This window comes from Streptomyces sp. NBC_01450, assembly GCF_036227505.1.
Classification (GTDB): Bacteria; Actinomycetota; Actinomycetes; order Streptomycetales; family Streptomycetaceae; genus Streptomyces.
In genome coordinates this window covers 3,640,001-3,665,528 of sequence record NZ_CP109480.1, presented here as the reverse complement: position 1 = coordinate 3,665,528, position 25,528 = coordinate 3,640,001, and the positions used below count along the sequence as shown (strand labels likewise).

Genomic DNA, 25,528 nt, shown 5'->3' with positions numbered 1-25,528 from the left:
CTGTGCGGCCGGCTGCTGCGGGGCGTTGGGCGTGCTGCCCGCGGGCTGCTGGGGAGGCCTGGCGGGAGTGGAGCCGGTGCCGGTGCCCGGCTGGTTCTGGGTGCCGGCTGTGCCGGGTGTGCCCTGGGTGGTGGGGCGGCTGGCGGGGCCGGGCTGGTTCGAGGAGTTGGGGGTGCCGCCGCTCGGTGTCGAGGAGCTCGGGGTGCCGCTGCTCGGTGTCGAGGTGCGCTCGGATCCGGTGCCGGTCGAGGCGGAGGGCGTCGTCGTGGGGGTGCTCGTGGACGGTGATGCGGTCCTGGGGGGAGTCGACTGGGCCGGGTTCTGGTTCGGGGTGGTCGTACTCGGGTTCTGGCCCGGGGTGTGGGTCCGGGTGCCGCCGGTCGGGTCCGCGGTGTTGCGGGGCGCGGTGCGGTCGCCCGGGGTCGTGTTCCGGGGGGTAGTGCCGTCGCCGGGCGTCGTGTTGCGGGGCGGTGTGCGGTCGCCCGGCGTCGTACCGGGCGTGTTCCGCGGTGTCGTGCTGTCGCCCGGCGTCGTGCTCCCGGGGGTGCGCTGGGTCGGTATTCGGCCGTCCGACGTGCCAGGGGTGCGACCGTCCGCCGTACCGGGAACGCGGCCGTCCGACGTCGGGGTCGGAGTACTCCGTGGCGTCGTCGTCGGAGACGTGGGGCTCGGGGTGGAGGCAGGTCCGGTTCCCGTGGGGGAGGGCGTACCGGGAGTACTGGTGGAAGGGATCCTCGCCGCGCCCGAGTTGGGGCTCGGACTGGTCGGGCTCGTGCCGGACGGGGTGCTGCCGGATGTACTCCCGCCGTGGTGAGAGCCGGCCCCGCCACCTGCGGTGGACGGCGCCACGGGCGACGTCGGTATGGCCGAGCCGCCATCCGCACGGCCCCCGGTACCCGCAGGGGACGGGTCGCTCGTCGTCGGCGTCGGCGCCGCGTTGGACTGGGTGGGGACGCTGGAGGCCAGGCTGTCGATCGAGGTGCCGATCGTGCCGCCGCCTGGCGAGGGCGACGTAGCGGCGGATGACGCGTGGCTGGGTGCGGACTGCGTGCTCGGCGACGAGAGGCCGGACACGGAGGAGCCGCCGCCGGAGTGGGAAGGGCCGGACGAACCGTTGGAGTCCGCAGCACCGGGTGACGTTCCGCTGGGCGTGGGGTCGTCGAAGTCCGACAGCGTCGGACCTGACAGCGATGGTGTCGGCCTCGAGGCCGACGTGTCCGAGGCGGAAGGATTCTGCCCAGACCCCGACCCCGACCCGGAGTCGGACCCCGAGCCGGAGCCGGAGCCGGAGCCGGAGCCCGAGCCGGAGCCGGAGTCGGACCCGGAGTCGGAGCCCGGACCCGCACCCACATCCGGCCCACCGACACCACTGCCGCCGGTGTCCGCGGATATCCCGCCACCTATGTTCGTGCCCGCGCCGCTGCCCGAACGCGTCGACGACGAGGAGTCCGACCCCGACGAGTCAGAGCCGTTGGAGCTGGAGTCGGAGGAGGAGCGGGGAGACGAGTCCGAACCCCCGTCACCACCGGATGCGTTGGAACCCCCGTCACCGTCCCCCGAGCCGTCCCCGCCATCAGCCCCCGACGTCCCCGGCGCTCCTGACGCCCCGTCATAACCATCGATGCGACTGTCGATGGCATGGTGAGCACGGCTGCCGGCCTTGGCGCCCAGGCTGTCGCGCACACCCTCGGCGAGGGTCTGCGGGGTCTGCTTGATGGCATCCCAGGCGCCGTCTTTGCCGGCCTTGACGGTCGTGGCGAGGTCGTAGCCCTGCTGGGCGCCGAAGCCGACGTTCACCGTCTGCCGGATCAGGTCGGTGATGATCGCCTCGATCGCGGAGACGGCGGGCTCCTTCATCGCCTCGACGATCGCCTCCAGGATGGCCTCCTTGAGCTCGTCGAGGAGGCGGCGCACGATCAGCCGGGTGGCCTGGGTCGCACCCAGCGCGCCGACCTCGGACAGGCCGAAGGTGAAGGGTGCGGCGGCCTGGGCGGCGAAGATCTCGATGGCCAGGGCGATCAGCTGGGCGATCACCGCCCATTTGGCGAACTCGACGAGGTAGGCGCAGGCCTCCAGCACGTTCGCGATGATGTGGGCGGCCTGGGCGGCGTTGGTGAGGTAGCCGTCGGAGCCGCCTCCGCCGTCGAACTTGGCGTAGGTCTTGGTGAACGCGTCGATCGAGTCGCCGGCGTTGTGGGCGGTCACCTGGCGGGCGCTGGCGTTCGCCGCCTCGTGCAGCGCGGTGACGTCGTCGCCGAACTTCCGCCACAGGGCGGCGGAGTCTCTGAGCTTGTCCTCTTCTGCCGTCGGCCAGTTGTAGCCGAGCATCTCGAGAACCCATTCGAGTTCGTCCGGCAGCATCATCGACACAGCAGAAAGCACCCCCGTCAGACGACACGGCCGTACAACTCCCTCACCGGTCAAGGGAATACGCACAGGAGTACGGCCGTCCGCAAAGTTTACGGACTCACCCGCAGGTGACTTCAGGGGATTGCTGTCACAAATCCGTTGCAGGTCCTGACGGTTGCCTCAAGAGACGAGACCGTTCACGACGTACGGCCCCGAGTGCGCTTCCGGTGTCTCTAACGTCGGGTCGGCCCGACGGAGGCCGCCTTCACGAACCGCAACAGGATCCCCGGCTGCGGACGTTGAGGGACGCGCGGCGGCTGTGGCTGTGGCTGTTGCGGGCATCCGTACGGCTGCTGCGGCTGCGCATGCGGTTGCTGCGGTTGGCCGTACGGCTGTTGCGGCTGCCCGTAGGGCGGTTGATTCGGGCGGCACTGCGATGGAGGCCTCGACATGCCTGAGAAACCCCGCAGTTGACTGAACGAACAGAGATCAACGCGAAGTTGACCGGCGCAGACTACCCTCCGTGGCCAGCCGGGTCGCCACCGCGGACGATCAGACGAAGTAGCTGACCAGGAATGACACCCCGGCTCCGATGACACCCACCCCGAGCATCCCGATCAGGATCGGGCGCGTCACCCCCCGTCCCGCCGCCTCCCAGGCCGCGTCGTACGAGATGCGGCTCTGGCCGAACGGTGCGTAACCCGTGGCGAGGCAGAAGACGCCGAGGCCGGTGAGGACCCAGCCGCCGAAGAAGGCGGCGAAGAAGCGCCAGCCCCGGGGCTTGTCGGTCTGCGTGTAGTCGCCGTCCGTGGAGGTATCCGTCGTAGGCGCGTCAGCCTGCTGCACGGACAGTTCGGTGCCCTGCGCGTACTTGTACCTCACCTGCACCGCGGCATTGACGTCCGTGCTCTTGCCGTCCTCGGACGCGAACGTGCCCTCGCAACGGACATTGAGGCGCTTCTTGCGGCTGCTGCGTGAGGTGTTGAGCGAGGAGTTCAGTTCGCACTGCTTCACCGTCAGAGTGCCATGCGTACCCGCCCATCCCGCCGCGTACGCCCCCTCGTACGCGCCCCATCCGCTCAGGGCGAGGCCCGCGAGAAGGAAGACCAGGCCACCGGCGCGCCCGAGGCGGCCGAAGGCTCTTCCGACGAGGCCGGCGAGGGAAAGGTTGGATCCTGCGCCTTGTCCTATGCCTTTCGTTCGGGCCATGACAATGCGGTCCTTCTCTTCTTCGGACTCTTCTTCGGACACTGGGGGTCAGCATGGCATTCGTACGTGACGGGAGATACTTCGGGTGTCCGAGAGGCGAGGGGCAGCGAGGAGAGGCCACATGACCAGGCAACCCGAGAACTCACCGAACCCGCACGGTTCTTCGCCGGACCGCGGTGTGCTGGACGAGGCGCTCGAACCGGGGCAGATACGTTCGCTGAACTCGGCCCTGCGCAAGCTGTCCGAGACCGACGCCGTGGGCAAGGACATGGAGGACGCGGCGAAGAGGCTGCTCTCCGGCCGCCTCGCCCTGCGCGACGCGCTGGACGACCCTGCGGTGGCACGCGCCCTGGGCGGAGGCATGGCCTCCCTGCGGGGTCAGTGGGACGCGCTCTCCGAGGAGGAGCGTGAGCAGATCAGGCACGAGGAGGCGGGGGCGAGCGGAAACCCCTCCTCCGGGCTGTCCGAGCCGAGGCGGCCGGAGGGTGGGGACTCGCAGTCCGGGAAGCAGAACCAAGGGCGGCACAGCGGCGGGTTCTCGCTTTACTGATCACGGATCACGGATCACGGAGCACGAAGCACGCCGTACGTGTCATGCCTGGCGCTGCCTGCGGTACAGCGCGATGGCCGCCTCGGTCGGGTAGTTGGGGACGGTGACGGTCTCGCCGGTCTCCTTGGAGACCACGATCTTGCTGCCGCCGGGCGGAGCGGGCTGAGGCCGGCCGGCGGCATCTGTGACCGGCGGGAATACCGCGTACACCAGGTACCCGATGTCGAATTCCTCGACGCGCAGCTCAGCGGGGGTGCCGTCCGGCAGCTTGGGCTGTGCATACCGGCCGCGGACGATGGCGAGGGCCTGCTCGGAGGTGGTCGGCGCTGCCGGGTTGTCCGACGTCACGGGTCGCTCTCCTTGTTTTCTCAGCGGATGTTCACTCAGCGAGGGTTCTCTCAGCGGGGGTTCTCTCAGCGAGGGCATTCTCAGCGGGGGTTCCCCGTGGGGATCTCCGCAGGACCGATCAGAACAACCCGTGCCACATCTGCTCGACGATCAGCGACCACCAGGTGTCCGCATGCGCCAAGGCGGAGGCATCGACGGCCACCAACTGCTCCTGCAGCGCCGCGACTTCCGCGCCGGCCGCGACCGGGTCAAGGCCCTGCATCCGCTGCCGTGTTGTGGCGAGCAGCGCCAGGGAGCGGGCGAAGGCGGCCGCCGAGACGTTGACGTAGCGGGCCGCGGCGGTGACCGGGTCCACGGCCCAGACCGCGCCGAGGCCGTCCGGTTCCGTCGTACCGGGCAGGCACTGCACCGCGATGACCGCGACCCCGTCGAAGCCGACCCGGACCAGGTGCGCCAGGGCGCCGATCTTCTCTTCGCCGGCGGGGCTGCGGCGTTCGCGCAGATTCGTGGTGACGTCGGTGAACAGGCCGCCGGCCGGAGGGGCGTCGGGCCGGTCGGCGGTGAAGAAGAGGGGAAGGCTGACGGGGAGACCCGCCCAGGTGAGCGTGGACTTGGTGGTCTCGGGCAGCGGGCTGTCGGCGATGTCGTCGGCGTCGTAGCGGCGTACGCCGTCCTGGCCGAAGACCTCGACGAGGTGGTGGCCGAGGGCCACGTCACGCATCGGCTCCGCGGGCGTCACCTGGGCGGGAACGGGGCTGCGGTGCGGGCGGGGCGGCGGCTGCTGGCCGGCGATCCGGTGCATCGTCTCGACCTGCTCGACCAGCGCCGCGATGCCTTCCGCACGCTCCTCGGGAAGGGCTCCATAGGTCTGCGAGCAGGAGAGCTGGGCGTTGGGGAAGGTGTTGAGGAGTTCGGCGGTGTAGCCGCCGGGGAGCAGGCTGGGACGCAGGTCGGTATGGACCGCGACGACATTGCCGACGGGTACGTTCATCCGCTGCAGCTCGGCCCACGCCTGGTACTCGGCGGGAGGCAGGCCCGGGCCGGAGTTGCGGAAGAGGGTGGTCTCCTCGCCGCCTGCCGGGTCGACGTAGGTGATGACGGCGGTGTTGCCGGGGCCGGTGACCGGACGGGCTCCTTGCGAAGAACCTCCGCCCTGTGCGTCGCCGCCGTGCTTCTGCCGGTACATCCGTACGACCTCGTCGACCGGCACCGACGGCCAGACCGTCAGCTCGCTGGTACGGCGGTCCACGACCCCGCACGCGTTGCCGATCCCGGCAGGTGGCCGACGCTCCCCGGGCATCGGATCGCGCTCGGGTGCCGAGGACGCGGCCCACACGACCCAGCCCAGGTCGAACTCCTGCATCCGGACCTCGCGGCGCGGCTCCGCCGAGCCTTCCGGGTTGAGCCAACGGTCGGCGAGGGCGAGCGCCTGCTCCTGGGTGGTCACGGGGAGGCTCCTTCGGGATGGCTGGTCGAACGTGTGGGGGACGGGGTGTTGCTACGAGGCTATCGCCGGGTCCGTCGGGTGGATGCGGAGGGCCTTGGCCCCGCGCTCGGTGGCGAGGAGGAGGATGCCATCGGGGGAGAGGTCGGCTGCGGTGAAGGGGACGTCGGAGATCAGCGCGGCCACGACTTCCTCGCTCGCCCGGTCCCAGACGCGCAGGTAGTCGGCGCCGCGGCTCAGGCCGAGCGGGGCGGCGGCCCGCTCTTCCTCGGAGGGGCGAAGGACCAGCCCGGGGTCGGTGTCGCCGAGGTCGTCCACTCCTACGAGGCCGTGGACGAGTACCGCGGAACGGGCCGCATCCTCAGGCTCGCCGACCGGATGCGCGCCAGGCGTGTCCGCGGGCACGACGAGAACGGCGACCGGGATGGTCGGCCCCTCGGGACGGGGCAGGCTGCCGACGGTCACGGCGCTGATGCCGGGGAAGGGCAGGCTCCACAGGGTTTGCCAGGGCAGATCGAGGCCGAGCCGATGGTGCACGGCGTAGGCATAGTCGGGCAGGCCGTCCTCGGCGAACGCGGTCTCCAGGAGGGCGGCGCGCAGCACGGCGGGTGCCTGGGTGCGGGTCAGCAGGGGTGCGGTACGCAGGTATGTACGGGCCGGTGCGCCGAGTTCTTCGGTCGGGACGGCTTCGATGGCGGCTCGCAGCGGTACCGGGTCGGCGTGTACGAACAGCCCTGGGTCCGTGAGGAGTTGGGGCAGCAGGCCCGCTTCCAGGGTGTGGCCCGCGATGTGGTCGCGTACGTAGGGGTCGGCCTTGCTCCAGTCCTGCTCCGGTACGGCCTCGAGCAGCGCCATCGCGATCTGCGTCTGGGCGGCGCGGACGCTTGGCAGGCCGGCGCGGATCTCGTCGCCGAGGGCCGGGTGGAGCAGCCGGAGGAGCGTACGCGTGCCATCCTCCTGCCCCGCCTCCTCTGCCGGCTGCTCTTCGGGCTGCACGAACGGCCCGGCGAGCAGCATCCCGCCCGCGACGGCGCGGCTCATGTCCTGTCCGGCGACCGCGCTCGCCAGTCGCGCCCACAGGTGGGCCGGTATGCCGTCGGCCTCGGCCAGGGCGAGTGGTGCCAGTATCAGCCGTAGCGTCTGCGGGTCGGAGCCGAGCCGTCTGGCGTGCAGGTCGAGGGCCTCGCCCACGGACGTCGGCAGCTGGCTCTCGTCGGCCGGGTCGAAGCCCTCGGGAGCCATCAGGATGCAGTGGACGGCGAGTTGGACGACCAGCGGGCTGGTCCCGGCCCGGCGGCCGATCGCCGCTCCCAGGGCGAGGCGGGCGGCGGGATCGACGGTGAACGGCAGCTCGGGTGCCCCGAACTCCGGGTTCAGCGCCGCCTGGGCATGCCGCACCAGGCCCTCGGGGTCGGCCCACTCCGGTGCGTCGAGATCGATGATCTGCGCGGTGCCGGGCGGCAGGCCTGCGGCCAGCTCGGCGGCCAAGGGGCGCGGCACCTCGGCCAGGAGCCGGACCGTCTCTGTGGCGGCCAGGGGGGCGAGCACCTCCCGTACGAGCCGTGTGGGCTCGCCCGCGGCCCGCACCGGACCGGCGCGGTCGACGTCCGGTACGACGACGGTCACCGGCTCGTCGAGTGCGGCCAGTTCGGCGTACACGTTCTCGGTGCTGGTGGCGTTCAGCTCGTAGTGGTCGGCGAGGAGCCACAGGACCTGGGCCGCGGTCAACCCGTCAGGGGCCGGCACCGCCGGGGCCGGCAGCTCCGGCGGCACCGTCGACGGATCCATCTCGTCCAGCGGCAGTCGCTTGCGGAACTCCGGCTCGCACAGCATCAGGAACCCGGTGAGCAGCCGCGAACGCCCGCTGCCGGAGCTGCCGGTGAGCACGACCACGCGCGGAGCGCCGGGCCCGGCCCCGCGCCACGCGGCGAGCGCGCGCAGCGCGGCGGCCCGGCCGCCTATGTGGGGATGCGGTGCGTAGTCCTCGGTCGAGCCGGTCATGGGTCCCCGTCCTCCGCCATCGCGGACGCCTTCGCGTACGACCCTGATCCTAGGTGCCGAGCGGAGGGTGACCGAGGCGGAGTCCGCCGCCCTGGTACTAGGGCCTGTCTGACAATTCCCGCCTGCCTGGCGACGCCATGCACGCTCCCCCACTGCCTCAAGGGCGTGGGAGGTGCCCCCACTCGCCGCACCGGCCCCAGACCCGAGTACATCCAGTACGCGGGACTGGGGCCGGCACGCCGAGAGCACGCACCTGACGCCGCCAGGCCGCCCTTCGGGCGACGACGGGAATTGTCAGACAGGCCCTAGGGCGTGACCCCACCATTGTGCGGCGCGGGCTCCAGGTCGAACTCCCCGTCCCGCGCTCCGAGTACGAACGCCCGCCACTCCGCTTCGGTGTACCGCAGCACGGTGCCGGGATCGAGGGACGATCGCATGGCCACCGCGCCCTCGGGCAGGTACGCGATCTCGACTCGCTCCTCGTGCTCCTCGGTACCGGGCGCGCTGTGCCACTCGGCCCCCGAGATGTCGAGGGCGTACAGCTCGTCCTTCTCCCGTTCCTTGCGCGCCTTGACGTCCTCGGTCTGAGTCTCGACCCCGTTGTCCCGTGCCTCAGTCATGCTGCTGAGCCTCTTCCTGACGTGCGAACGAAGTGTGCGGCTCACCCTACTTGCGAGGATGGTGCTCACGCTGCGGAAGGGGCGTGTCACCCACGGTCCACGGACTCGGGTCAGGGATCCTGCCGACGACGCTCATGGTGCACGCCTGTCGGGATCTCCACCTGACCGTCGTACTCGGCGGTCGTCTTCTGCCAGATGGCTTCCTCGTTGGCCTCGTTCCGCTCGTGCGCCACGCCCATCCTGGTGAAGGCGATCCCCATCCCCGCGAGTCGCTCCGCCAGGCTGCCCATCGACTGGTACACGCCGTCGCGCAGGCCCTCGTAGACGACGCCGAACTTCTCGCCGATGTCGTCGTCACCCCACGGCGGAGTGTCACCGCTGCCGCCCTCGAGGTGGGTCAGTCCCTGCTGCAGTCTCTTCGCGGCCTTGGCGAAGTCCTGGCCGACCGTGAACATGTTGTAGCCCTCGTTCTTGAGGACCTTGGGATCGGAGTTCATGAAGTCCGACGACACAACTGCCCCCCGTGACTGGCCTTTTCCTGTCGCAACGCCACTTTAGCGGTGTACCCGTACGCGAGGGGCGGCACCCACATGGGTACCGCCCCTCGCGTACAGCCGACTCTCAGAACCGCGTGGGAAGCCATCCGGTCTGGATGAGCTGCCCACCGCGCCGCCGGGTGTGGAAGTACCCACGCCCGGGCGGCAGTTGCGAGGGAGTGATGTTGCCCAGCAGCGCACCCTCCGTCCGGTCGCCGGAGAGCACGATGCCCTGGGCGCCGAGCTCGCGCATCCGCTGCATCACCGGCTCGTACAGCGACCGGCTCGCACCGCCCGAGGCACGCGCGATGATGACGCGCAGGCCGACGTCACGGGCGAAGGGCAGGTACTCCAGGAGCGGGGCCAGCGGGTTCATGCCCGTCGCCACCAGGTCGTAGTCGTCGATGATGACGAACGCGTCCGGGCTGCTGTACCAGCTGCGGTTGCGCAGCTGCTCGGGCGTGACGTCCGGGCCCGGCATCCGTCGGCTGAGCGAACCGGCGAGGCCTTCCAGCGTCTCCGACAGGGCGGGCGCCGACGCGCAGTACCTCGACAGGTGCGTCTCGGGCACACCCTGCAGGTGGGCGCGCCGGTAGTCACCCATGACGATCTTCGCCTGCTCCGGCGTGTACCGCTCGGTGATCTGCTTGATGAGCAGCCTCAGCATCGCGGACTTACCGGACTCGCTCTCACCGAACACGATGAAGTGCGGGTCCGCCTCGAAGTCGACGAAGACCGGCGCGAGCGACGACTCGTCGATGCCGATGGCCACACCGCGGTCCGGGTGCTCGAACCCCTTGGGCAGCCGCTCCGACGGCAGGAGTTTGGGCAGCAGCCGTACGGACGGGGCGTGGTTGCCCTGCCAGTTGTCGTTGATGCCGCGGATGAGGATCGACGTCGCCTCCGACAGGTCCTCGATCGCCGATGAGCCGTCGACCCGGGGCAGCCCGGTCATGAAGTGCAGCTTGTCCTGGGTCAGACCGCGGCCCGGCACGCTCGCGGGGACGTTCTGCGCGACCTTGCGGTCGATCTCCGACTCGGTCGGGTCACCGAGCCGCAGCTCGATGCGGTTCTGCAGCATGTCCTTGAGCGCGGGCCGCACTTCGGTGTAGCGGCTCGCGCTCAGGATCACGTGCACACCGAAACCGAGGCCTCGCGTCGCGATCTCGGTGACGGTGGACTCGAGCAGCTCGTAGTCCGTCTTGAAGGTGGCCCAGCCGTCGATGACGAGGAAGACGTCCCCCCAGAGCTGGTCGGGCAGCGCTCCCGCGGCCCGCCGCTGACGATAAGTCTGGATCGAGTCGACGTTGTTGGTGCGGAAGTACTCCTCGCGCGCGTTGAGGATCCCCTCGACCTCGCTGACCGTGCGGCGCACCTTCTCGGCGTCGAGACGGTTGGCGACCCCGCCGACGTGTGCCAGGTCCTCCATCGCGATCAGGCTGCCACCGCCGAAGTCCAGGCAGTAGAACTGCACTTCGGAGGGTGTGTGGGTGAGGGCGAACGACGAGATGAGCGAGCGCAGCAGCGTCGACTTGCCGGACTGCGGGCCACCGACGAACAGACCGTGACCGGCGCCGCCCGAGAAGTCCCGGTACAGCACGTCGCGCCGCTGCTCGAACGGCTTGTCCACCAGGCCGACCGGCACGTTGAGCCGGCCGAGAGCCGTGTAGTCGGGCGCGGTCAGGCCACGCTCCGGGGTGACGGCGAGCTGGGGGAGGAGCTGCTCCAGCGAGGGAGCCTCTTCGAGCGGGGGCAGCCACACCTGGTGGGCGGGCGGTCCCTGGTTGACCATCCTGCTGACGATGACGTCCAGGACGGTGTCGGCCAGTGCGTCGTCCACCCTGTTGTCGGCCTCGGGTTCCTCGACCACCGGCTGCGGGGGAAGCGCCACGCGCTCCGCCGTGAACAGCGCGGGCCGCAACTGGGTCGAGCGGTGCACCCGGGACGGGCCCTCGCCGTGGTACGGCCCCGACACGTACGCCGCCTTGAAGCGGACCATGGTGTCGGTGTCGTAGCGCAGATAACCGGAGCCGGGGATCGACGGCAGGTGGTAGGCGTCCGGGACTCCGATCGCCGTACGGGACTCGGCGGCGGAGAAGGTGCGCAGACCGATCCGGTACGACAGGTAGGTGTCCAGGCCGCGCAGCTTGCCCTCCTCCAGGCGCTGCGAAGCCAGCAGCAGGTGCACACCCAGCGAACGGCCGATACGGCCGATCTGGATGAACATGTCGATGAAGTCCGGCTTGGCGGTGAGGAGTTCGGAGAACTCGTCGAGCACGATCACCAGCGAGGCCATCGGTTCGAGCGCGGCGCCCGCCGCCCGGGCCTTCTCGTAGTCGTGCAGGTTGGCGTAGTTGCCGGCCGTGCGCAGCAACTCCTGACGGCGCTGCGTCTCACCCATGATCGAGTCACGCATACGGTCGACGAGGGTGAGGTCGTCCGCGAGGTTGGTGATCACGGCCGCGGTGTGCGGCATGTCCGCCATACCGGCGAAGGTCGCACCGCCCTTGAAGTCCGCGAGGATGAAGTTCAGCGTCTCCGAGGAGTGCGTCACCGCGAGACCGAGCACCAGCGTACGCAGCACCTCGGACTTGCCCGAACCGGTCGCGCCGACGCACAGGCCGTGCGGGCCCATGCCCTCCTGTGAGGCCTCCTTGAGGTCGAGCATGACCGGCTCGCCGGCCTCGCCGACACCGATCGGCACCCGCAGCCGCTCGTGCAGCGTGCGCGGACGCCAGGTGCGGGACACGTCGACGGTACCCGCGTCGCCGATGCCCATGAGATCCGTGAAGTCCAGGTTGGACAGGAGGGGTTCGCCCTCCTCCGCGGTGCCGACCCGGAAGGGGGCGAGCTGCCGCGCCAGCGACTCGGCCTGCGCCGCGTTCAGCACGTCCGGCTTGCCGGTGTACGCGGACTCGTGGCCGACGAACAGCCGCATCCGGTCCGCCTTCACGTAGGCCGTCAGGCCCGCGCGCAGTTCCTCCTCCATCTCACCGGGGGCGATCTCCAGGAAGGTGACGCCCTGGAGGCCTTCGGAGCTGGCGAGCTCGGAGTCCGGCGGCACGGTGCCGCCGTCGAGCACCACGATCAGGTGGGGCTGGTCGTAGACGGGGTTCGCGTCCCGGTTCCAGCGGGGACGGTCGTCCAGCTGGTCCGCCAGCGCCTCCTCCAGCTCTCCGAGGTCGTCGAACAGGAGCCGGGTCGCGCCCGCTCCGTCCTTGGCCTTCGGGTGCTGGCTGTGCGGCAGCCACTTGATCCAGTCCCAGTCCGCCGCCGCGGAGGGGTGTGCCACCACGGCGATCATCAAGTCCTCGGGCGAATGCAGCGTCGCCAACTGGGACAGAGACGCACGGGCGTTGCCGTACACCGTGTCGGTCTCTCCGCAGATCGTCATGTGGTAGAAGGCGCGCAGCGAGACGGAGACGGGCAGGTCGTTCAGACTGCCGTGCGCGTCGAGGAAGGCCTTCATGGCCGCCGCGGTCAGCGGCTCCAGCTCGTCCTTGGGTGCCGTCTCCGGCGCGACTAGCGGGGTGTTCAGCTGCTGCACACCGCGACCGATCCGTACGGAGGTGAAGTCCCCGTCGGTCGGGCGCCGCTCCCACAGACGTTTGCCGTCGGCCGCCACCGCCCACAGCTGCTCCGGGTCGGGATGCTGGAAGAGCTGACTGCGCCGCTGCAGTTCCGCGGTCTTGTGTACGTCCTTGCGGACCTGTTCGAGGTAGCGGAAGTAGTCACGCCGGTCCTGCGCCATCCCCGCGCCGCCGCCTTGCCGGGACTTGGCGAACTGGGCGATGGCCATGGCCAGCGTCGAGGCCAGCATCAGCCCACCGACCACCCTCATGTAGGAGGGCAGGTTGGGCATGAAGAAGAAGCCGACGGAACCCAGCATGCCCATCATGGGCAGCAGGTTCATCAGCATGCTCTCGTCGCCCTCGCGGGGGATCTCGGGCGGCGTCTCGAGCCTGACCTCGCCGTCCGGGACGACCGGGGGCACTATCCGCGGTGGCCGTTTGATGATGACGACGCTCACCGAATGCACTCATCCTTCGCGATTGATACGTCCTGGCACCGACGCCCCCGTGTACCGCGACGTACTTCTCGTTCGCGTAGGCGTCGTTCGCGTAGGCGTCGATCCTACTGACACGTCCAGGGCCCGAGGGAGCCAGACGCATGGAGATGCGGAGCAGGTCCTGGAAGAAATGAGGGAAGCAGACCCTGTGCCTCCCGAGGTAACGGATATGGTGGCGCTCCGCGTCGTACGAGCGGCGCGAAGAAGCTTTGTCTAGCAGGGGGAACTTCCAGGTGAGCACGGGGATTTCGACGGGTTTCTGCCGAATCACCATCGCAGCGCCGGACAGCCGTATCGATGTCGCGCTGCCGGAGGACCTGCCGATCCAGGACCTTTTTCCCGAGATTGTCAGGCTCTCGGGCCTGGTCCAGTCGGACACCAGCCCCGCCGGCTACCACCTCGTGACCCGCGAGGGCCAAGTGCTCGACGCGAGCCGTTCGTTGCTCGAGCACCGGGTCAGGGACGGTGAAGTGCTGCTGCTGCGCACATTCGCCGATTCGCTGCCGCCGGCCGTTCACGACGACGTGGTGGACGCGATCGCCACCACGGTCAAGCAGGACATCCGCAGCTGGAACGACAACCTGATGCGGGTGGCCGGCCTCGTCTCCGGCGCGCTGCTGCTGATCATGCTCGGCTTCGTCTTCTGGTTCGCGGATCCGATACGCCACGACATGCACGGCCTTCAGGGCATCCTCGCCGGCGTGGTCGCGCTGGCGCTGACGGCACTCGCCGGTGTGCGGGCCCGGGTGTACGACGACCGCGGCAGCGCCGTCGCGCTCGGCGTCTCGGCGCTGCCGCACGCGCTCATCGCGGGCTCCGGCGCCATCCCCCAGGACGCGGGTGAAGGCCCAGGCAGGCTGCAGTTCCTCGTCGGCTGCGTCGCCGTACTGCTCTGCTCCGTCGTGCTGATCATGCTGCTGCCGCAGGGAGACGCCCCGTTCGTGGCTGCCGCGCTGGCCGCCGCGATCGGCACGCTGGCCGTGTTCTGCGGTGTGCTCACGGATGCGCAGCCGCGGGAGATCGCCGCCGGTACCTCGGTCGTCGCGCTGGTGATCGTAGGCTTCCTGCCCGGATGGTCGGCCCGTTTCGCCAAGCTGCCGATCGGTTTCCGCAATCCGGAGGACCTGGCCAGGGCCCGTCGTGAGGGCGTGGAGGGCGACCTCGAGGCCGTCGACGTCCAGCGCATCGTCGCCCAGACCAGCCGGGGCCACGAACTGCTGTTCGGACTGGTCGGCGGCTGCGCCGCTGTCATCATCGGCGCAGGTGGCGCGGTGCTCGGCTTCAGCGACAGCGGCTGGGCCCAACTGCTGGCCTTGTGCACCGGCCTCGCCGCGATGCTGCGGGCGCGCCTCTTCCGGTACACCGCCCAGGTGACGTGCCTTTTCGTGGCCGGTATCGTCACGCTCGGTCTGCTGGTACTCGGCCTCGCGATCTCGCCCCCGGCCGGGATCATCATCGAATTGGTCCAGGGCAACTCCGGCCCCGTCGACATACGGACCCTGTGGCTCGGCGCCTCGGTCGGGGCCGGCGTGCTGCTCCTGATCGCGATCGCCCTGATCGTGCCGCAGAAGGGGCTCTCTCCCTTCTGGGGCCGCATGCTGGATCTCGCGGATTCCCTGGTGCTGCTCTCCCTGATCCCGGTCTGCCTGGCCGTCCTGGACGTCTACAGCAAGGTCCGCGGCGGCGTCTGAAGGCCGTCCGTCGGCTGTGGGGCCGCGACGGAGAACCGGCCACTTCCAGGCTGGTACGCTGTGTGACGGCCGTTTGTGTACGCACCCCCGGAGCCCATGGCTCTGGTGGCCGCGCCCAGCGGATCCCCGCCTCCCGAGTAACGGAAGCTCCCCTGAGATGTGGACCAGGGGCACTCGGTGGCACATTTAAAGACTACGAGGAGTACGCGTGTCGCTCGACGCCGCTACGAAGAAGCAGCTCATCAGCGAGTTCGGTCAGAAGGAGGGCGACACCGGCTCCCCCGAGGTCCAGGTCGCCATGCTCTCGCGCCGCATCTCGGACCTGACCGAGCACCTCAAGACCCACAAGCACGACCACCACTCCCGTCGTGGTCTGCTGATCCTGGTCGGTCAGCGCCGCCGGCTGCTGCAGTACCTGGCCAAGAAGGACATCCAGCGCTTCCGTGCGCTGGTCGACCGCCTGGGCATCCGCCGCGGTGCGGCGGGCGCCAAGTAAGACGCCGTGAAGGGAGCGGTTCCCACCTCTTGGGAGCCGCTCCTTTTGCTGTACGTGCCGCTGCTGTAAGTGCTGCCGTACGTCTCTGTACGTGCGGAGTGTCACCGACGCTTTGTAGTGTGGTAGCACAACGCAATACGCAGGACACAGCACGTACGACACAGCGTGATGACTCCGTACCCGCCGGGTAGGGAGCGTCACGTCAACGAACGAGGAGACGCGCACCGCACCGCCGCCGGTCCTCGGTAGTGGCCCCCGGGGAATGAGATCCCGGGTGCTTCGATCGAAGACCGGCCCGCACCAGACGGAGCGCCTCTCCGCCACCGTCCCCCTGCCACACGGGCAGACGGGACGAAGACGAGGAGAAAACGCTAGTGGAGAACGAGACCCACTACGCCGAGGCCGTTATCGACAACGGTTCCTTCGGCACCCGCACCATCCGCTTCGAGACGGGCCGCCTGGCCAAGCAGGCCGCCGGCTCCGCCGTGGCGTACCTGGACGACGACACCATGGTGCTGTCGGCCACCACCGCTTCCAAGAAGCCCAAGGAAAACCTCGACTTCTTCCCCCTCACGGTGGACGTCGAGGAGCGGATGTACGCCGCCGGCAAGATCCCCGGCAGCTTCTTCCGCCGTGAGGGCCGTCCCTCCGAGGACGCGATCCTCACCTGTCGTCTGATCGACCGCCCGCTGCGCCCGTCCTTCAAGAAGGGCCTGCGCAACGAGATCCAGGTCGTCGCCACGATCATGGCGCTCAACCCCGACCACCTGTACGACGTCGTGGCGATCAACGCCGCCTCCGCGTCCACGCAGCTGGCCGGTCTGCCCTTCTCCGGCCCGGTCGGCGGCGTCCGCGTCGCGCTGATCAACGGCCAGTGGGTCGCGTTCCCGACGCACACCGAGCTCGAGGACGCCGTCTTCGACATGGTCGTCGCCGGTCGCGTCCTGGAGGACGGCGACGTCGCGATCATGATGGTCGAGGCCGAGGCCACCGACAAGACCATCCAGCTGGTCCAGGGCGGCGCCGAGGCGCCGACCGAGGAGGTCGTCGCGTCCGGTCTGGACGCCGCGAAGCCCTTCATCAAGGTTCTGTGCAAGGCACAGTCGGACCTCGCCGCGAAGGCCGCCAAGCCCACCGCCGAGTTCCCGATCTTCCTCGACTACGAGGACGACGTCATCGAGGCCCTGACCGCCGCGGTCAAGAGCGAGCTCGCCCAGGCGCTCACCATCGCCGGCAAGCAGGACCGCGAGGCCGAGCTGGACCGCGTCAAGGACATCGCCGCCGAGAAGCTGCTCCCGCAGTTCGAGGGCCGCGAGAAGGAGATCTCCGCCGCGTACCGTGCGCTGACCAAGAAGCTGGTCCGCGAGCGCGTCATCAAGGACAAGGTCCGCATCGACGGCCGTGGCGTCACGGACATCCGTACGCTCGCCGCCGAGGTCGAGGCCATCCCGCGCGTGCACGGCTCGGCGCTGTTCGAGCGTGGCGAGACCCAGATCCTGGGCGTCACCACCCTCAACATGCTCCGCATGGAGCAGCAGCTGGACACCCTCTCCCCGGTGACCCGCAAGCGCTACATGCACAACTACAACTTCCCGCCGTACTCCGTCGGTGAGACGGGCCGCGTGGGCTCCCCGAAGCGCCGCGAGATCGGCCACGGCGCGCTCGCCGAGCGCGCGATCGTGCCGGTCCTGCCGACCCGCGAGGAGTTCCCCTACGCGATCCGTCAGGTGTCCGAGGCCCTCGGCTCCAACGGCTCGACCTCCATGGGCTCGGTCTGCGCCTCCACCATGTCGCTGCTGAACGCCGGTGTGCCGCTGAAGGCCCCCGTCGCCGGTATCGCCATGGGTCTGATCTCCCAGGAGATCGACGGCCAGACGCACTACGTCGCCCTCACCGACATCCTCGGTGCGGAGGACGCCTTCGGCGACATGGACTTCAAGGTCGCCGGCACCAAGGAGTTCGTGACCGCCCTCCAGCTCGACACCAAGCTGGACGGCATCCCGGCCTCCGTCCTGGCCGCTGCCCTCAAGCAGGCCCGTGACGCCCGCCTCCACATCCTCGACGTGATGATGGAAGCGATCGACACGCCGGACGAGATGTCCCCGAACGCCCCGCGGATCATCACCGTCAAGATCCCCGTGGACAAGATCGGTGAGGTCATCGGCCCCAAGGGCAAGATGATCAACCAGATCCAGGAGGACACCGGCGCCGAGATCACGATCGAGGACGACGGCACCATCTACATCGGTGCCGCCGACGGCCCGGCCGCCGAGGCCGCCCGCGCCACGATCAACGGCATCGCCAACCCGACCATGCCGGAGGTCGGCGAGCGCTACCTGGGCACCGTCGTGAAGACGACGACCTTCGGCGCGTTCGTGTCGCTGCTCCCGGGCAAGGACGGTCTGCTGCACATCTCGCAGATCCGCAAGCTCGCCGGCGGCAAGCGCGTGGAGAACGTCGAGGACGTCCTCGGAGTGGGCCAGAAGGTCCAGGTCGAGATCGCCGAGATCGACTCCCGCGGCAAGCTCTCCCTCATCCCCGTGATCGAGGGCGAAGGCGACGACGACAAGAAGGACGACACCGACCAGTGACGTCTCGTAGCTCCACGGCGACGGCCCGCACCTCCTCGGAGGCGCGGGCCGTCGCCCGTACCCAAACCCTCATCAAGGGCGAGAACGGCATCGGTACGGTCCGCAAGACCACCCTCCCCGGCGGCCTGCGCATCGTCACCGAGACCCTCCCCTCCGTACGCTCGGCCACCTTCGGGATCTGGGCGCACGTCGGCTCCCGCGACGAGACGCCGACGCTGAACGGCGCCACGCACTACCTGGAGCATCTGCTTTTCAAGGGCACCTCCCGGCGCAGCGCCCTGGACATCTCCTCCGCCATCGACGCGGTCGGCGGCGAGATGAACGCGTTCACGGCCAAGGAGTACACGTGCTACTACGCGCGCGTGCTCGACACCGACCTCCCGCTCGCCATCGACGTCGTGTGCGACATGCTCACCGGTTCGCTGATCGAGCAGGCCGACGTGGACGCCGAGCGCGGCGTGATCCTCGAAGAGATCGCGATGACGGAGGACGACCCGGGCGACTGCGTGCACGACCTGTTCGCGCACACCATGCTCGGCGACACCCCCCTCGGCCGCCCGGTCCTCGGCACGGTCGACACGGTCAACGCGCTCGGCGCCGACCGCATCCGCCGCTTCTACAAGAAGCACTACGACCCGACGCACCTGGTGGTCGCCTGCGCGGGCAACGTCGACCACAACAAGGTCGTACGTCAGGTCCGCGCCGCCTTCGAGAAGGCGGGCGCCCTCAAGGAGACCGCCGTCGAGCCGATCGCCCCGCGCGACGGCCGCCGCGCCATCCGCACCGCGGGCCGCGTCGAACTCCTCGGCCGCAGGACCGAGCAGGCCCATGTCGTCCTCGGCATGCCGGGCCTCGCCCGCACCGACGAGCGCCGCTGGGCCCTGGGCGTCCTGAACACCGCCCTCGGCGGTGGCATGTCCTCCCGCCTCTTCCAGGAGGTCCGTGAGAAGCGCGGCCTGGCCTACAGCGTGTACTCGTACACCTCGGGCTTCGCCGACTGCGGCCTCTTCGGCGTGTACGCGGGCTGCAGGCCGAGCCAGGTCCACGACGTGCTCAAGATCTGCCGCGACGAGCTCGACCACGTCGCCGAGCACGGCCTCTCGGACGACGAGATCGGCCGCGCCATCGGTCAGTTGCAGGGCTCCACCGTCCTCGGCCTGGAGGACACCGGCGCGCTGATGAACCGTATCGGCAAGAGCGAGCTGTGCTGGGGCGAGCAGATGTCCGTCGACGACATGCTGGTCCGGATAGCGTCGGTCACCCCCGACGAGGTCCGCTCGGTCGCCCGCGACATCCTGGGACAGCGGCCCTCGCTGTCGGTCATAGGCCCGCTCAAGGACAAGCAGGCCTCCCGTCTGCACGACGCGGTCGCGTAATTCCCGTCTCGGTAAGGAACGAAGCAATGAGCAAGCTGCGCGTGGCGGTCCTCGGTGCCAAGGGCCGGATCGGGGCCGAGGCGGTACGAGCCGTCGAGGCCGCCGAGGACCTGGAGCTGGTGGCCGCGCTGGGCCGCGGTGACGAGCTGGAGGCGCTGGTCGCCACCGGCACCCAGGTCGTGGTCGAACTGACCACCCCGGCCTCGGTGATGGGCAACCTCGACTTCTGTGTCCGGCACGGCATCCACGCCGTGGTCGGCACGACCGGCTGGACCGACGAGCGACTCGCGCAGCTCAACGCCTCGCTGGCCGAGTCCCCGGAGACCGGCGTGCTCATCGCGCCCAACTTCTCCATCGGGGCCGTACTGACCATGAAGTTCGCCGAGGTCGCCGCGCCGTACTTCGAGTCCGTCGAGGTCGTCGAGCTGCACCACCCGAACAAGGTGGACGCCCCCAGCGGCACCGCCACGCGTACCGCCCAGCTCATCGCCGCGGCCCGCAAGCGCGCGGGCAGCGCCCCGCAGCCCGACGCCACGGCGACCGCCCTGGACGGCGCCCGCGGCGCGAACGTCGACGGCGTCCCGGTGCACGCGGTGCGCCTGCGCGGGCTCCTCGCCCACCAGGAGGTCCTGCTGGGCGGCGAGGGCGAGACCCTCACCATCCGCCACGACTCCCTCCACCACAGCAGCTTCATGCCGGGCATCCTGCTCGGCGTCCGCCGCGTGGTGACCACGCCGGGCCTCACCTTCGGCCTGGAACACTTCCTGGACCTCGGCTGAGCCGAGGGACGCACAACAGATAGCCGGCAGACATGCGCGCGAAGATCACCTACGCCGTCACGGCCGCCGTCCTGGTCGTCTACTTCGTCCTGGTCGGCAGCCGAGGCGTGCTGCTCATCCAGAACGGCACCCTGATCACCGTCACCTTCGGTGTCGCGGTGCTGATCCTGCCGGTCATCGGCATCTGGTTCCTGTGGAAGATCACCGAGTTCGTCCGCAAGGCCAACCGGCTCGCCGCCGAGCTCGACGCCGAGGGCGGCCTGCCCGTGGACGAGTTGAAGCGCACCCCGGGCGGCCGTATCGACCGTGACTCGGCCGACGAGGTCTTCGCCAGACGCAAGGCCGAGACCGAGGACGCCCCGGACGACTGGCGCAGCTGGTTCCGCCTCGCGATCGCCTACCACGACGCCCGTGACACCCCGCGCGCCCGCAAGGCGATGCAGCGGGCGATCGCCCTGCGCGAGGACAGGCCCCCGGCCGAGGCCTGAGCGCCAGGGCGAACCCGAGAAGCACGAGGCGAGTGCGACGAGAAGCAGCAGGACGGGAAGCACGTCGAAGGGGCCGGTCCGCACTCCGCGGACCGGCCCCTTCGACGTGCTACGACCGCCGGGGGATCAACTCCGCCGGTACTCGTCGGCCCACACCTCGACGGCGTCCGCCGCCCGGTCGAACGCCTCCGCGCGCGCCAGGAAGTCGGAGTTGTGCGAGGTGAGCAGCGGCGGCACGGTGTCCGCCGCACGACCCTCGCGTACGAGGACCAGCGCCTGTCCCTGCACGGTGCGCGGCAGCCCGAGCCAGCGCACCGGCTGCTGGACGGTGCGTACGGCGACGACCTGCTCCCAGGACGCCGTACTCGTGTACAGGAAACCCACGCGGCGCAGCCCCCGCGGGCTCACCCAGACACCCATCCGCAGCAGCCGCAGCGCGCACAGGATGACGAGCAGGGAGCCGACGAAACAGAGCAGCGCCGCGGAGCGGCTCCCGGTGAGCGCGATGATCACGGCCGCGACGAGCACGTAGGAAGCGAGCAGCAGGACGAGCGCGGCGAGCGCCACCCGCCAAGGCCCGGGCCGGTAGGGGCGCCGCCAGTGGCCGCGGTCGTCGAAGGGCAGGGCGACTTCGCCCGCCACCTCGTCAAAGTCACGGTCCGCCGTCAGGAAGGGCAGGGGCACGACTGTTCCTCACTCAATCCACGCATGGGCTGTGCCCGGTGAGGCTATCGAGCGGGGTCCCCGCTCACCACCCTTGGGGGGCCATGGGGGTGCCCCCACGGCATTTGGGCAGCGGGGGAGGGTCAGCGGCCGTTGGAGGCTTCGGAATGCTGGGTCGTCGCTGACGACTGGTCCAGCGAGAGGGACGGCATCCCGAGAACCAACGCGCCCACCAGCCCGGCGACCACGGTGAGCCCCAGGAGCCAGCGGCCGAATATCTCGCCGCCCGACGCGCGCCCACGCGGTGGGGGAGTGACATTGCTGCGGAACTGGTCGGCTTCCGCGATGAAGGCGAACGGTACGGACTCGCGCCGACGGAACATGGGTGTTGCTTCTCCTCTGGAGGCTCGAACGAATCGCTGTCACCGGTACAGACGAGCGAAAGGCCCAAGAGGTGCCCGGAATCACCGAATTCGCTGAAGTTCGCCGACGAATGTCGCGGCACGGCACCGAACGCACCGTTGTCAGTTTCGGCCCGTAGAGTGGGCGCCGCCCGAGAGACGTGATGGGAAGGACCCTCCGCACCGTGACCGACACCCCCGCCGACGACCTCAAGCCCAGTTTCCGCAGCGATGTCACCGTCGAGCTGGTCAAGCACACCGCGTCCGACTCGGACGTGCTGTTCGCCGCCCGTGTCTCGACCGTCGGCGAGCAGTCCCTCGAGGAGCTCCAGAAGGACCCGGAGCGCTCCAAGGGCCTGCTGAACTACCTGATGCGGGACCGGCACGGCAGCCCCTTCGAGCACAACTCGATGACCTTCTTCGTCAGCGCCCCGATCTTCGTCTTCCGCGAGTTCATGCGGCACCGCGTGGGCTGGTCGTACAACGAGGAGTCGGGCCGGTACAGGGAGCTCCAGCCGGCCTTCTACGTCCCGGACGAGTCCCGCAAGCTGGTCCAGGAGGGCCGCCCCGGCAAGTACGTCTTCGTCGAGGGCACCCAGGCGCAGCAGGAGCTCACGGGCCGCGTGATGGAGGACTCCTACCGACAGGCGTACGAGGCCTACCAGGAGATGCTCGCCGCCGGTGTGGCCCGCGAGGTGGCGCGTGCCGTCCTCCCCGTCGGCCTCTTCTCCTCGATGTACGCCACGTGCAACGCACGCTCCCTGATGCACTTCCTGGGCCTGCGCACCCAGCACGAGCTCGCCAAGGTCCCGTCCTTCCCGCAGCGGGAGATCGAGATGGTCGGCGAGAAGATGGAGGCGGAGTGGGCCAAGCTCATGCCGCTCACCCACGCGGCCTTCAATGCCAACGGGCGCGTGGCGCCGTAACGCGCTCCCTCACGCCGTCCGGCACACATGTGCGGATGGACCGAGCGAGGTGTCCGTATTGCGGCATTTCGAGAAGTTCATCTAGCCTGATCAAACGGACCCGGCACTGCTTGAACCCCCGAGCAGGCAGTGCCGGGCTCCGCATTTGTCGCGCTTTGTCGTGTCCCCCGAGGGCAGACCACGCCCTGAGCAGCGAGTAGCGTGTTACCCATGGCTCCGACCTCCACTCCGCAGACCCCCTTCGGGCGGGTCCTCACCGCCATGGTCACGCCCTTCACGGCGGACGGCGCACTCGACCTCGACGGCGCACAGCGGCTCGCCACCCACCTGGTGGACGCAGGCAATGACGGCCTGATCATCAACGGCACCACCGGTGAGTCCCCGACCACCAGTGACGTGGAGAAATCGGATCTCGTACGAGCCGTACTCGAGGCGGTCGGCGACCGCGCCCACGTTGTCGCGGGCGTCGGTACGAACGACACCCACCACAGCATCGAGCTCGCCCGCGCCGCCGAGAAGACCGGCGCGCACGGCCTGCTGACCGTGACGCCGTACTACAACAAGCCCCCGCAGGAGGGCCTGTACCGTCACTTCTCGGCCATCGCCGACGCGACCGAGCTGCCGGTGATGCTGTACGACATCCCCGGCCGCAGCGGCGTACCGATCAGCACCGAAACTCTCGTGCGGCTGGCCGAGCACCCGCGTATCGTCGCGAACAAGGACGCCAAGGGAGACCTGGGCCGAGCCAGCTGGGCCATCGCCCGCTCCGGACTCGCCTGGTACTCGGGCGACGACATGCTGAACCTGCCGCTGCTCTCCGTGGGCGCGGTCGGCTTCGTCTCCGTCGTCGGCCACGTCGTCACCCCGGAGCTGCGCGCCATGCTGGACGCGTATGTCTCGGGTGACGTACAGAAGGCCACCGAGATCCACCAGAAGCTGCTTCCCGTCTTCACCGGCATGTTCCGCACCCAGGGCGTCATGACGACGAAGGCCGCGCTTGCCCTGCAGGGACTGCCCGCAGGACCGCTGCGTGCCCCGATGGTCGAGCTGTCGCCCGAGGAGACCGCCCAGCTCAAGATCGATCTTGCTGCCGGCGGGGTAGAGCTCTAAATACAGACTTCACAACTGAATACGCACGACAACGCAGGCCACGGGCCTGCACCCCACACAGACAACTGCTACTGCACGAACGTCATGCGCGCCACGTGCCTTGCCAGGTACGTGGCGCGTGTGGTGAGGAGAGTCTTTTGAGTCATCCGCATCCTGAACTCGGCCCGCCGCCGAAGCTTCCCCAGGGAGGCCTGCGGGTCACCCCGCTCGGTGGCCTCGGCGAAATCGGCCGGAACATGACGGTCTTCGAATACGACGGCCGCCTCCTGATCGTCGACTGCGGAGTGCTCTTCCCCGAGGAGGAGCAGCCCGGAATCGACCTGATCCTGCCGGACTTCACGTCCATCAGGGACCGCCTCGACGACATCGAGGGCATCGTTCTCACACATGGCCACGAGGACCACATCGGCGCCGTCCCGTTCCTCCTGCGCGAGAAGCCGGACATCCCGCTGATCGGCTCCAAGCTGACCCTCGCCCTCATCGAGGCGAAGCTCCAGGAGCACCGCATCCGCCCCTACACGCTCGAAGTCGCGGAGGGGCACCGCGAGCGCATCGGCCCCTTCGACTGCGAGTTCGTGGCGGTCAACCATTCCATCCCGGACGCCCTCGCGGTCGCCATCCGCACCCCCGCGGGCATGGTCGTCCACACCGGCGACTTCAAGATGGACCAGCTCCCGCTGGACAACCGCCTCACCGACCTGCACGCGTTCGCACGTCTGAGCGAGGAAGGTATCGACCTCCTCCTCTCCGACTCCACGAACGCCGAGGTTCCGGGGTTCGTCCCGCCCGAGCGCGACATCTCGAACGCGCTGCGCACGGTCTTCGCCAGTGCCCGCAAGCGGATCATCGTGGCGAGCTTCGCCAGCCACGTTCACCGCATCCAGCAGATCCTGGACGCGGCCCATGAGTACGGCCGCCGGGTCGCCTTCGTCGGCCGCTCGATGGTCCGCAACATGGGCATCGCCCGGGACCTGGGTTATCTGAAGGTCCCGCCGGGCCTGGTGGTGGACGTCAAGACGCTCGACGACCTCCCGGAGCACGAGATCGTCCTCGTCTGTACGGGCTCGCAGGGCGAGCCGATGGCGGCCCTGTCGAGGATGGCCAACCGGGACCACCAGATCCGGATCGTCCAGGGCGACACGGTGATCCTGGCCTCGTCGCTCATCCCGGGCAACGAGAACGCGGTCTACCGCGTCATCAACGGCCTCACCCGCTGGGGCGCCAACGTCGTCCACAAGGGCAACGCCAAGGTGCACGTCTCCGGCCACGCCTCCGCGGGCGAGCTGCTGTACTTCTACAACATCTGCAAGCCGCGGAACCTGATGCCGGTCCACGGCGAATGGCGCCACCTGCGCGCCAACGCCGAGCTCGGCGCCCTCACCGGCGTCCCGCACGACCGCATCGTGATCGCCGAGGACGGAATCGTCGTCGACCTCATCGAGGGCAAGGCCAAGATCTCCGGCAAGGTCCAGGCGGGTTACGTGTACGTCGACGGCCTCTCGGTCGGGGACGTGGGCGAGCCGGCGCTCAAGGACCGCAAGATCCTCGGCGACGAGGGCATCATCTCGGTCTTCGTGGTGATCGACGCCAGTACGGGCAAGATCACCGCAGGCCCGCACGTCCACGCGCGTGGTTCGGGTATCGACGACTCCGCCTTCGGAGATGTCGTCCCGAAGATCACGGAGGTCCTGGAGCGCTCGGCCCAGGACGGTGTGGTCGAACCCCACCAGATGCAGCAGCTCATCCGCCGCACGCTGGGCAAGTGGGTGTCGGACAACTACCGTCGCCGCCCGATGATCCTGCCGGTCGTCGTCGAGGTCTGACCCCTCGCACACGCCAACTCCGGAGCGGGGCCCCTCGATTTGCATCGGGGCGCCCCGC

The 25,528-nt window shown here is 69.5% G+C and carries 21 protein-coding genes and 1 pseudogene; 12 read left to right on the top strand and 10 right to left on the bottom strand.

From position 1 onward, the window contains the following. The first annotated feature begins 31 nt into the window (after positions 1–31). Positions 32–814, top strand: a complete 783-nt coding sequence (locus OG568_RS16315; protein ID WP_329532104.1) for a hypothetical protein — start codon at positions 32–34, stop codon at positions 812–814. Between the two features lie 48 nt (positions 815–862). Beyond that, a complete protein-coding gene (locus tag OG568_RS16310; protein ID WP_329532103.1) occupies positions 863–1,615 on the top strand; it encodes a hypothetical protein in 753 nt (250 codons plus the stop codon). A 362-nt stretch (positions 1,616–1,977) separates the two neighbouring features. Here the strand turns inward: OG568_RS16310 and OG568_RS61460 are convergent. Both OG568_RS61460 and OG568_RS16300 read right to left on the bottom strand, forming a co-directional pair. Beyond that, positions 1,978–2,328: pseudogene (locus OG568_RS61460) on the bottom strand (WXG100-like domain-containing protein); the annotation flags it as partial. A 573-nt stretch (positions 2,329–2,901) separates the two neighbouring features. After that, the gene (locus tag OG568_RS16300; RefSeq protein ID WP_329532101.1) at positions 2,902–3,558 is read right to left on the bottom strand and encodes a hypothetical protein; all 657 of its coding nucleotides are present in this window, start codon (positions 3,556–3,558) and stop codon (positions 2,902–2,904) included. 121 nt (positions 3,559–3,679) lie between these two features. On the opposite strand from OG568_RS16300, the gene OG568_RS16295 reads away from it, so the two are divergent. Then, entirely contained in the window at positions 3,680–4,108 is a 429-nt protein-coding gene (locus OG568_RS16295) for a hypothetical protein (RefSeq protein WP_329532100.1), read from the top strand. Positions 4,109–4,150: 42 nt separating this feature from the next. On the opposite strand, the gene OG568_RS16290 is transcribed toward OG568_RS16295, so the two are convergent. From OG568_RS16290 to eccCa, 6 genes are all read right to left on the bottom strand, one after another. Then, positions 4,151–4,456: a hypothetical protein gene (locus OG568_RS16290; RefSeq protein WP_266430545.1), complete on the bottom strand. Its 306-nt coding sequence runs from the start codon at positions 4,454–4,456 to the stop codon at positions 4,151–4,153. Positions 4,457–4,574: 118 nt separating this feature from the next. Further along, on the bottom strand, positions 4,575–5,903 hold the full coding sequence (locus OG568_RS16285; RefSeq protein ID WP_329532099.1) for an SUKH-4 family immunity protein: 1,329 nt from the start codon (positions 5,901–5,903) through the stop codon (positions 4,575–4,577). Positions 5,904–5,954: 51 nt separating this feature from the next. Next, positions 5,955–7,901 carry an ATP-binding protein gene (locus OG568_RS16280; protein WP_329532098.1) on the bottom strand — a complete coding sequence of 649 codons (1,947 nt, stop codon included), beginning with the start codon at positions 7,899–7,901 and terminating at the stop codon, positions 5,955–5,957. 305 nt (positions 7,902–8,206) lie between these two features. Beyond that, positions 8,207–8,521: a DUF397 domain-containing protein gene (locus OG568_RS16275; RefSeq protein WP_329532097.1), complete on the bottom strand. Its 315-nt coding sequence runs from the start codon at positions 8,519–8,521 to the stop codon at positions 8,207–8,209. Positions 8,522–8,631: 110 nt separating this feature from the next. Continuing rightward, positions 8,632–9,018, bottom strand: a complete 387-nt coding sequence (locus OG568_RS16270; RefSeq protein ID WP_266430533.1) for a hypothetical protein — start codon at positions 9,016–9,018, stop codon at positions 8,632–8,634. A gap of 124 nt (positions 9,019–9,142) precedes the next feature. Beyond that, positions 9,143–13,087, bottom strand: a complete 3,945-nt coding sequence (gene eccCa / locus OG568_RS16265; protein WP_329532096.1) for a type VII secretion protein EccCa — start codon at positions 13,085–13,087, stop codon at positions 9,143–9,145. 272 nt (positions 13,088–13,359) lie between these two features. On the opposite strand from eccCa, the gene eccD reads away from it, so the two are divergent. From eccD to OG568_RS16235, 6 genes are all read left to right on the top strand, one after another. Further along, positions 13,360–14,817 carry a type VII secretion integral membrane protein EccD gene (eccD, locus tag OG568_RS16260; protein WP_329532095.1) on the top strand — a complete coding sequence of 486 codons (1,458 nt, stop codon included), beginning with the start codon at positions 13,360–13,362 and terminating at the stop codon, positions 14,815–14,817. 208 nt (positions 14,818–15,025) lie between these two features. Beyond that, positions 15,026–15,313 (top strand): 30S ribosomal protein S15, encoded by a 288-nt coding sequence (rpsO, locus tag OG568_RS16255; RefSeq protein ID WP_019064787.1) that lies wholly within the window; start codon positions 15,026–15,028, stop codon positions 15,311–15,313. A gap of 374 nt (positions 15,314–15,687) precedes the next feature. Continuing rightward, complete coding sequence (locus OG568_RS16250; protein WP_329532094.1) at positions 15,688–17,904, top strand: polyribonucleotide nucleotidyltransferase; 2,217 nt, start codon at positions 15,688–15,690, stop codon at positions 17,902–17,904. Beyond that, entirely contained in the window at positions 17,901–19,280 is a 1,380-nt protein-coding gene (locus OG568_RS16245; protein ID WP_266430517.1) for a M16 family metallopeptidase, read from the top strand. Before OG568_RS16250 ends, OG568_RS16245 begins: the two co-directional genes overlap by 4 nt. 26 nt (positions 19,281–19,306) lie before the next feature. Further along, positions 19,307–20,059 carry a 4-hydroxy-tetrahydrodipicolinate reductase gene (dapB, locus tag OG568_RS16240; protein WP_266430514.1) on the top strand — a complete coding sequence of 251 codons (753 nt, stop codon included), beginning with the start codon at positions 19,307–19,309 and terminating at the stop codon, positions 20,057–20,059. 32 nt (positions 20,060–20,091) lie between these two features. Continuing rightward, the gene (locus OG568_RS16235) at positions 20,092–20,547 is read left to right on the top strand and encodes a hypothetical protein (RefSeq protein WP_329532093.1); all 456 of its coding nucleotides are present in this window, start codon (positions 20,092–20,094) and stop codon (positions 20,545–20,547) included. A 126-nt stretch (positions 20,548–20,673) separates the two neighbouring features. Here OG568_RS16235 and OG568_RS16230 read toward each other — a convergent pair whose 3' ends face one another. Continuing rightward, positions 20,674–21,231: a hypothetical protein gene (locus OG568_RS16230; RefSeq protein ID WP_329532092.1), complete on the bottom strand. Its 558-nt coding sequence runs from the start codon at positions 21,229–21,231 to the stop codon at positions 20,674–20,676. A 122-nt stretch (positions 21,232–21,353) separates the two neighbouring features. Continuing rightward, entirely contained in the window at positions 21,354–21,593 is a 240-nt protein-coding gene (locus OG568_RS16225) for a hypothetical protein (RefSeq protein WP_266430505.1), read from the bottom strand. Positions 21,594–21,796: 203 nt separating this feature from the next. Between OG568_RS16225 and thyX the strand changes: the two genes are divergently transcribed. The 3 genes from thyX (at position 21,797) to OG568_RS16210 (ending at position 25,470) form a co-directional block, all read left to right on the top strand. Next, positions 21,797–22,537, top strand: coding sequence for an FAD-dependent thymidylate synthase (thyX, locus tag OG568_RS16220; RefSeq protein WP_266586409.1), 741 nt, complete (start codon positions 21,797–21,799; stop codon positions 22,535–22,537). 210 nt (positions 22,538–22,747) lie between these two features. Then, entirely contained in the window at positions 22,748–23,647 is a 900-nt protein-coding gene (dapA, locus tag OG568_RS16215) for a 4-hydroxy-tetrahydrodipicolinate synthase (protein WP_266430499.1), read from the top strand. A gap of 137 nt (positions 23,648–23,784) precedes the next feature. Further along, positions 23,785–25,470, top strand: coding sequence for a ribonuclease J (locus OG568_RS16210; protein ID WP_266586413.1), 1,686 nt, complete (start codon positions 23,785–23,787; stop codon positions 25,468–25,470). The last annotated feature ends 58 nt before the right edge of the window (positions 25,471–25,528 follow it).

Bases quoted from the DNA above. Each gene is read 5' to 3' on its own strand.
- OG568_RS16275 (WP_329532097.1), bottom strand. From the start codon at position 8,521: ATGACTGAGGCACGGGACAACGGGGTCGAGACTCAGACCGAGGACGTC.
- OG568_RS16280 (WP_329532098.1), bottom strand. From the start codon at position 7,901: ATGACCGGCTCGACCGAGGACTACGCACCGCATCCCCACATAGGCGGC.
- OG568_RS16310 (WP_329532103.1), top strand. From the start codon at position 863: ATGGCCGAGCCGCCATCCGCACGGCCCCCGGTACCCGCAGGGGACGGG.
- OG568_RS16235 (WP_329532093.1), top strand. From the start codon at position 20,092: ATGCGCGCGAAGATCACCTACGCCGTCACGGCCGCCGTCCTGGTCGTC.
- OG568_RS16270 (WP_266430533.1), bottom strand. From the start codon at position 9,018: ATGAACTCCGATCCCAAGGTCCTCAAGAACGAGGGCTACAACATGTTC.
- OG568_RS16295 (WP_329532100.1), top strand. From the start codon at position 3,680: ATGACCAGGCAACCCGAGAACTCACCGAACCCGCACGGTTCTTCGCCG.
- OG568_RS16225 (WP_266430505.1), bottom strand. From the start codon at position 21,593: ATGTTCCGTCGGCGCGAGTCCGTACCGTTCGCCTTCATCGCGGAAGCC.
- dapA (WP_266430499.1), top strand. From the start codon at position 22,748: ATGGCTCCGACCTCCACTCCGCAGACCCCCTTCGGGCGGGTCCTCACC.
- OG568_RS16300 (WP_329532101.1), bottom strand. From the start codon at position 3,558: ATGGCCCGAACGAAAGGCATAGGACAAGGCGCAGGATCCAACCTTTCC.
- dapB (WP_266430514.1), top strand. From the start codon at position 19,307: ATGAGCAAGCTGCGCGTGGCGGTCCTCGGTGCCAAGGGCCGGATCGGG.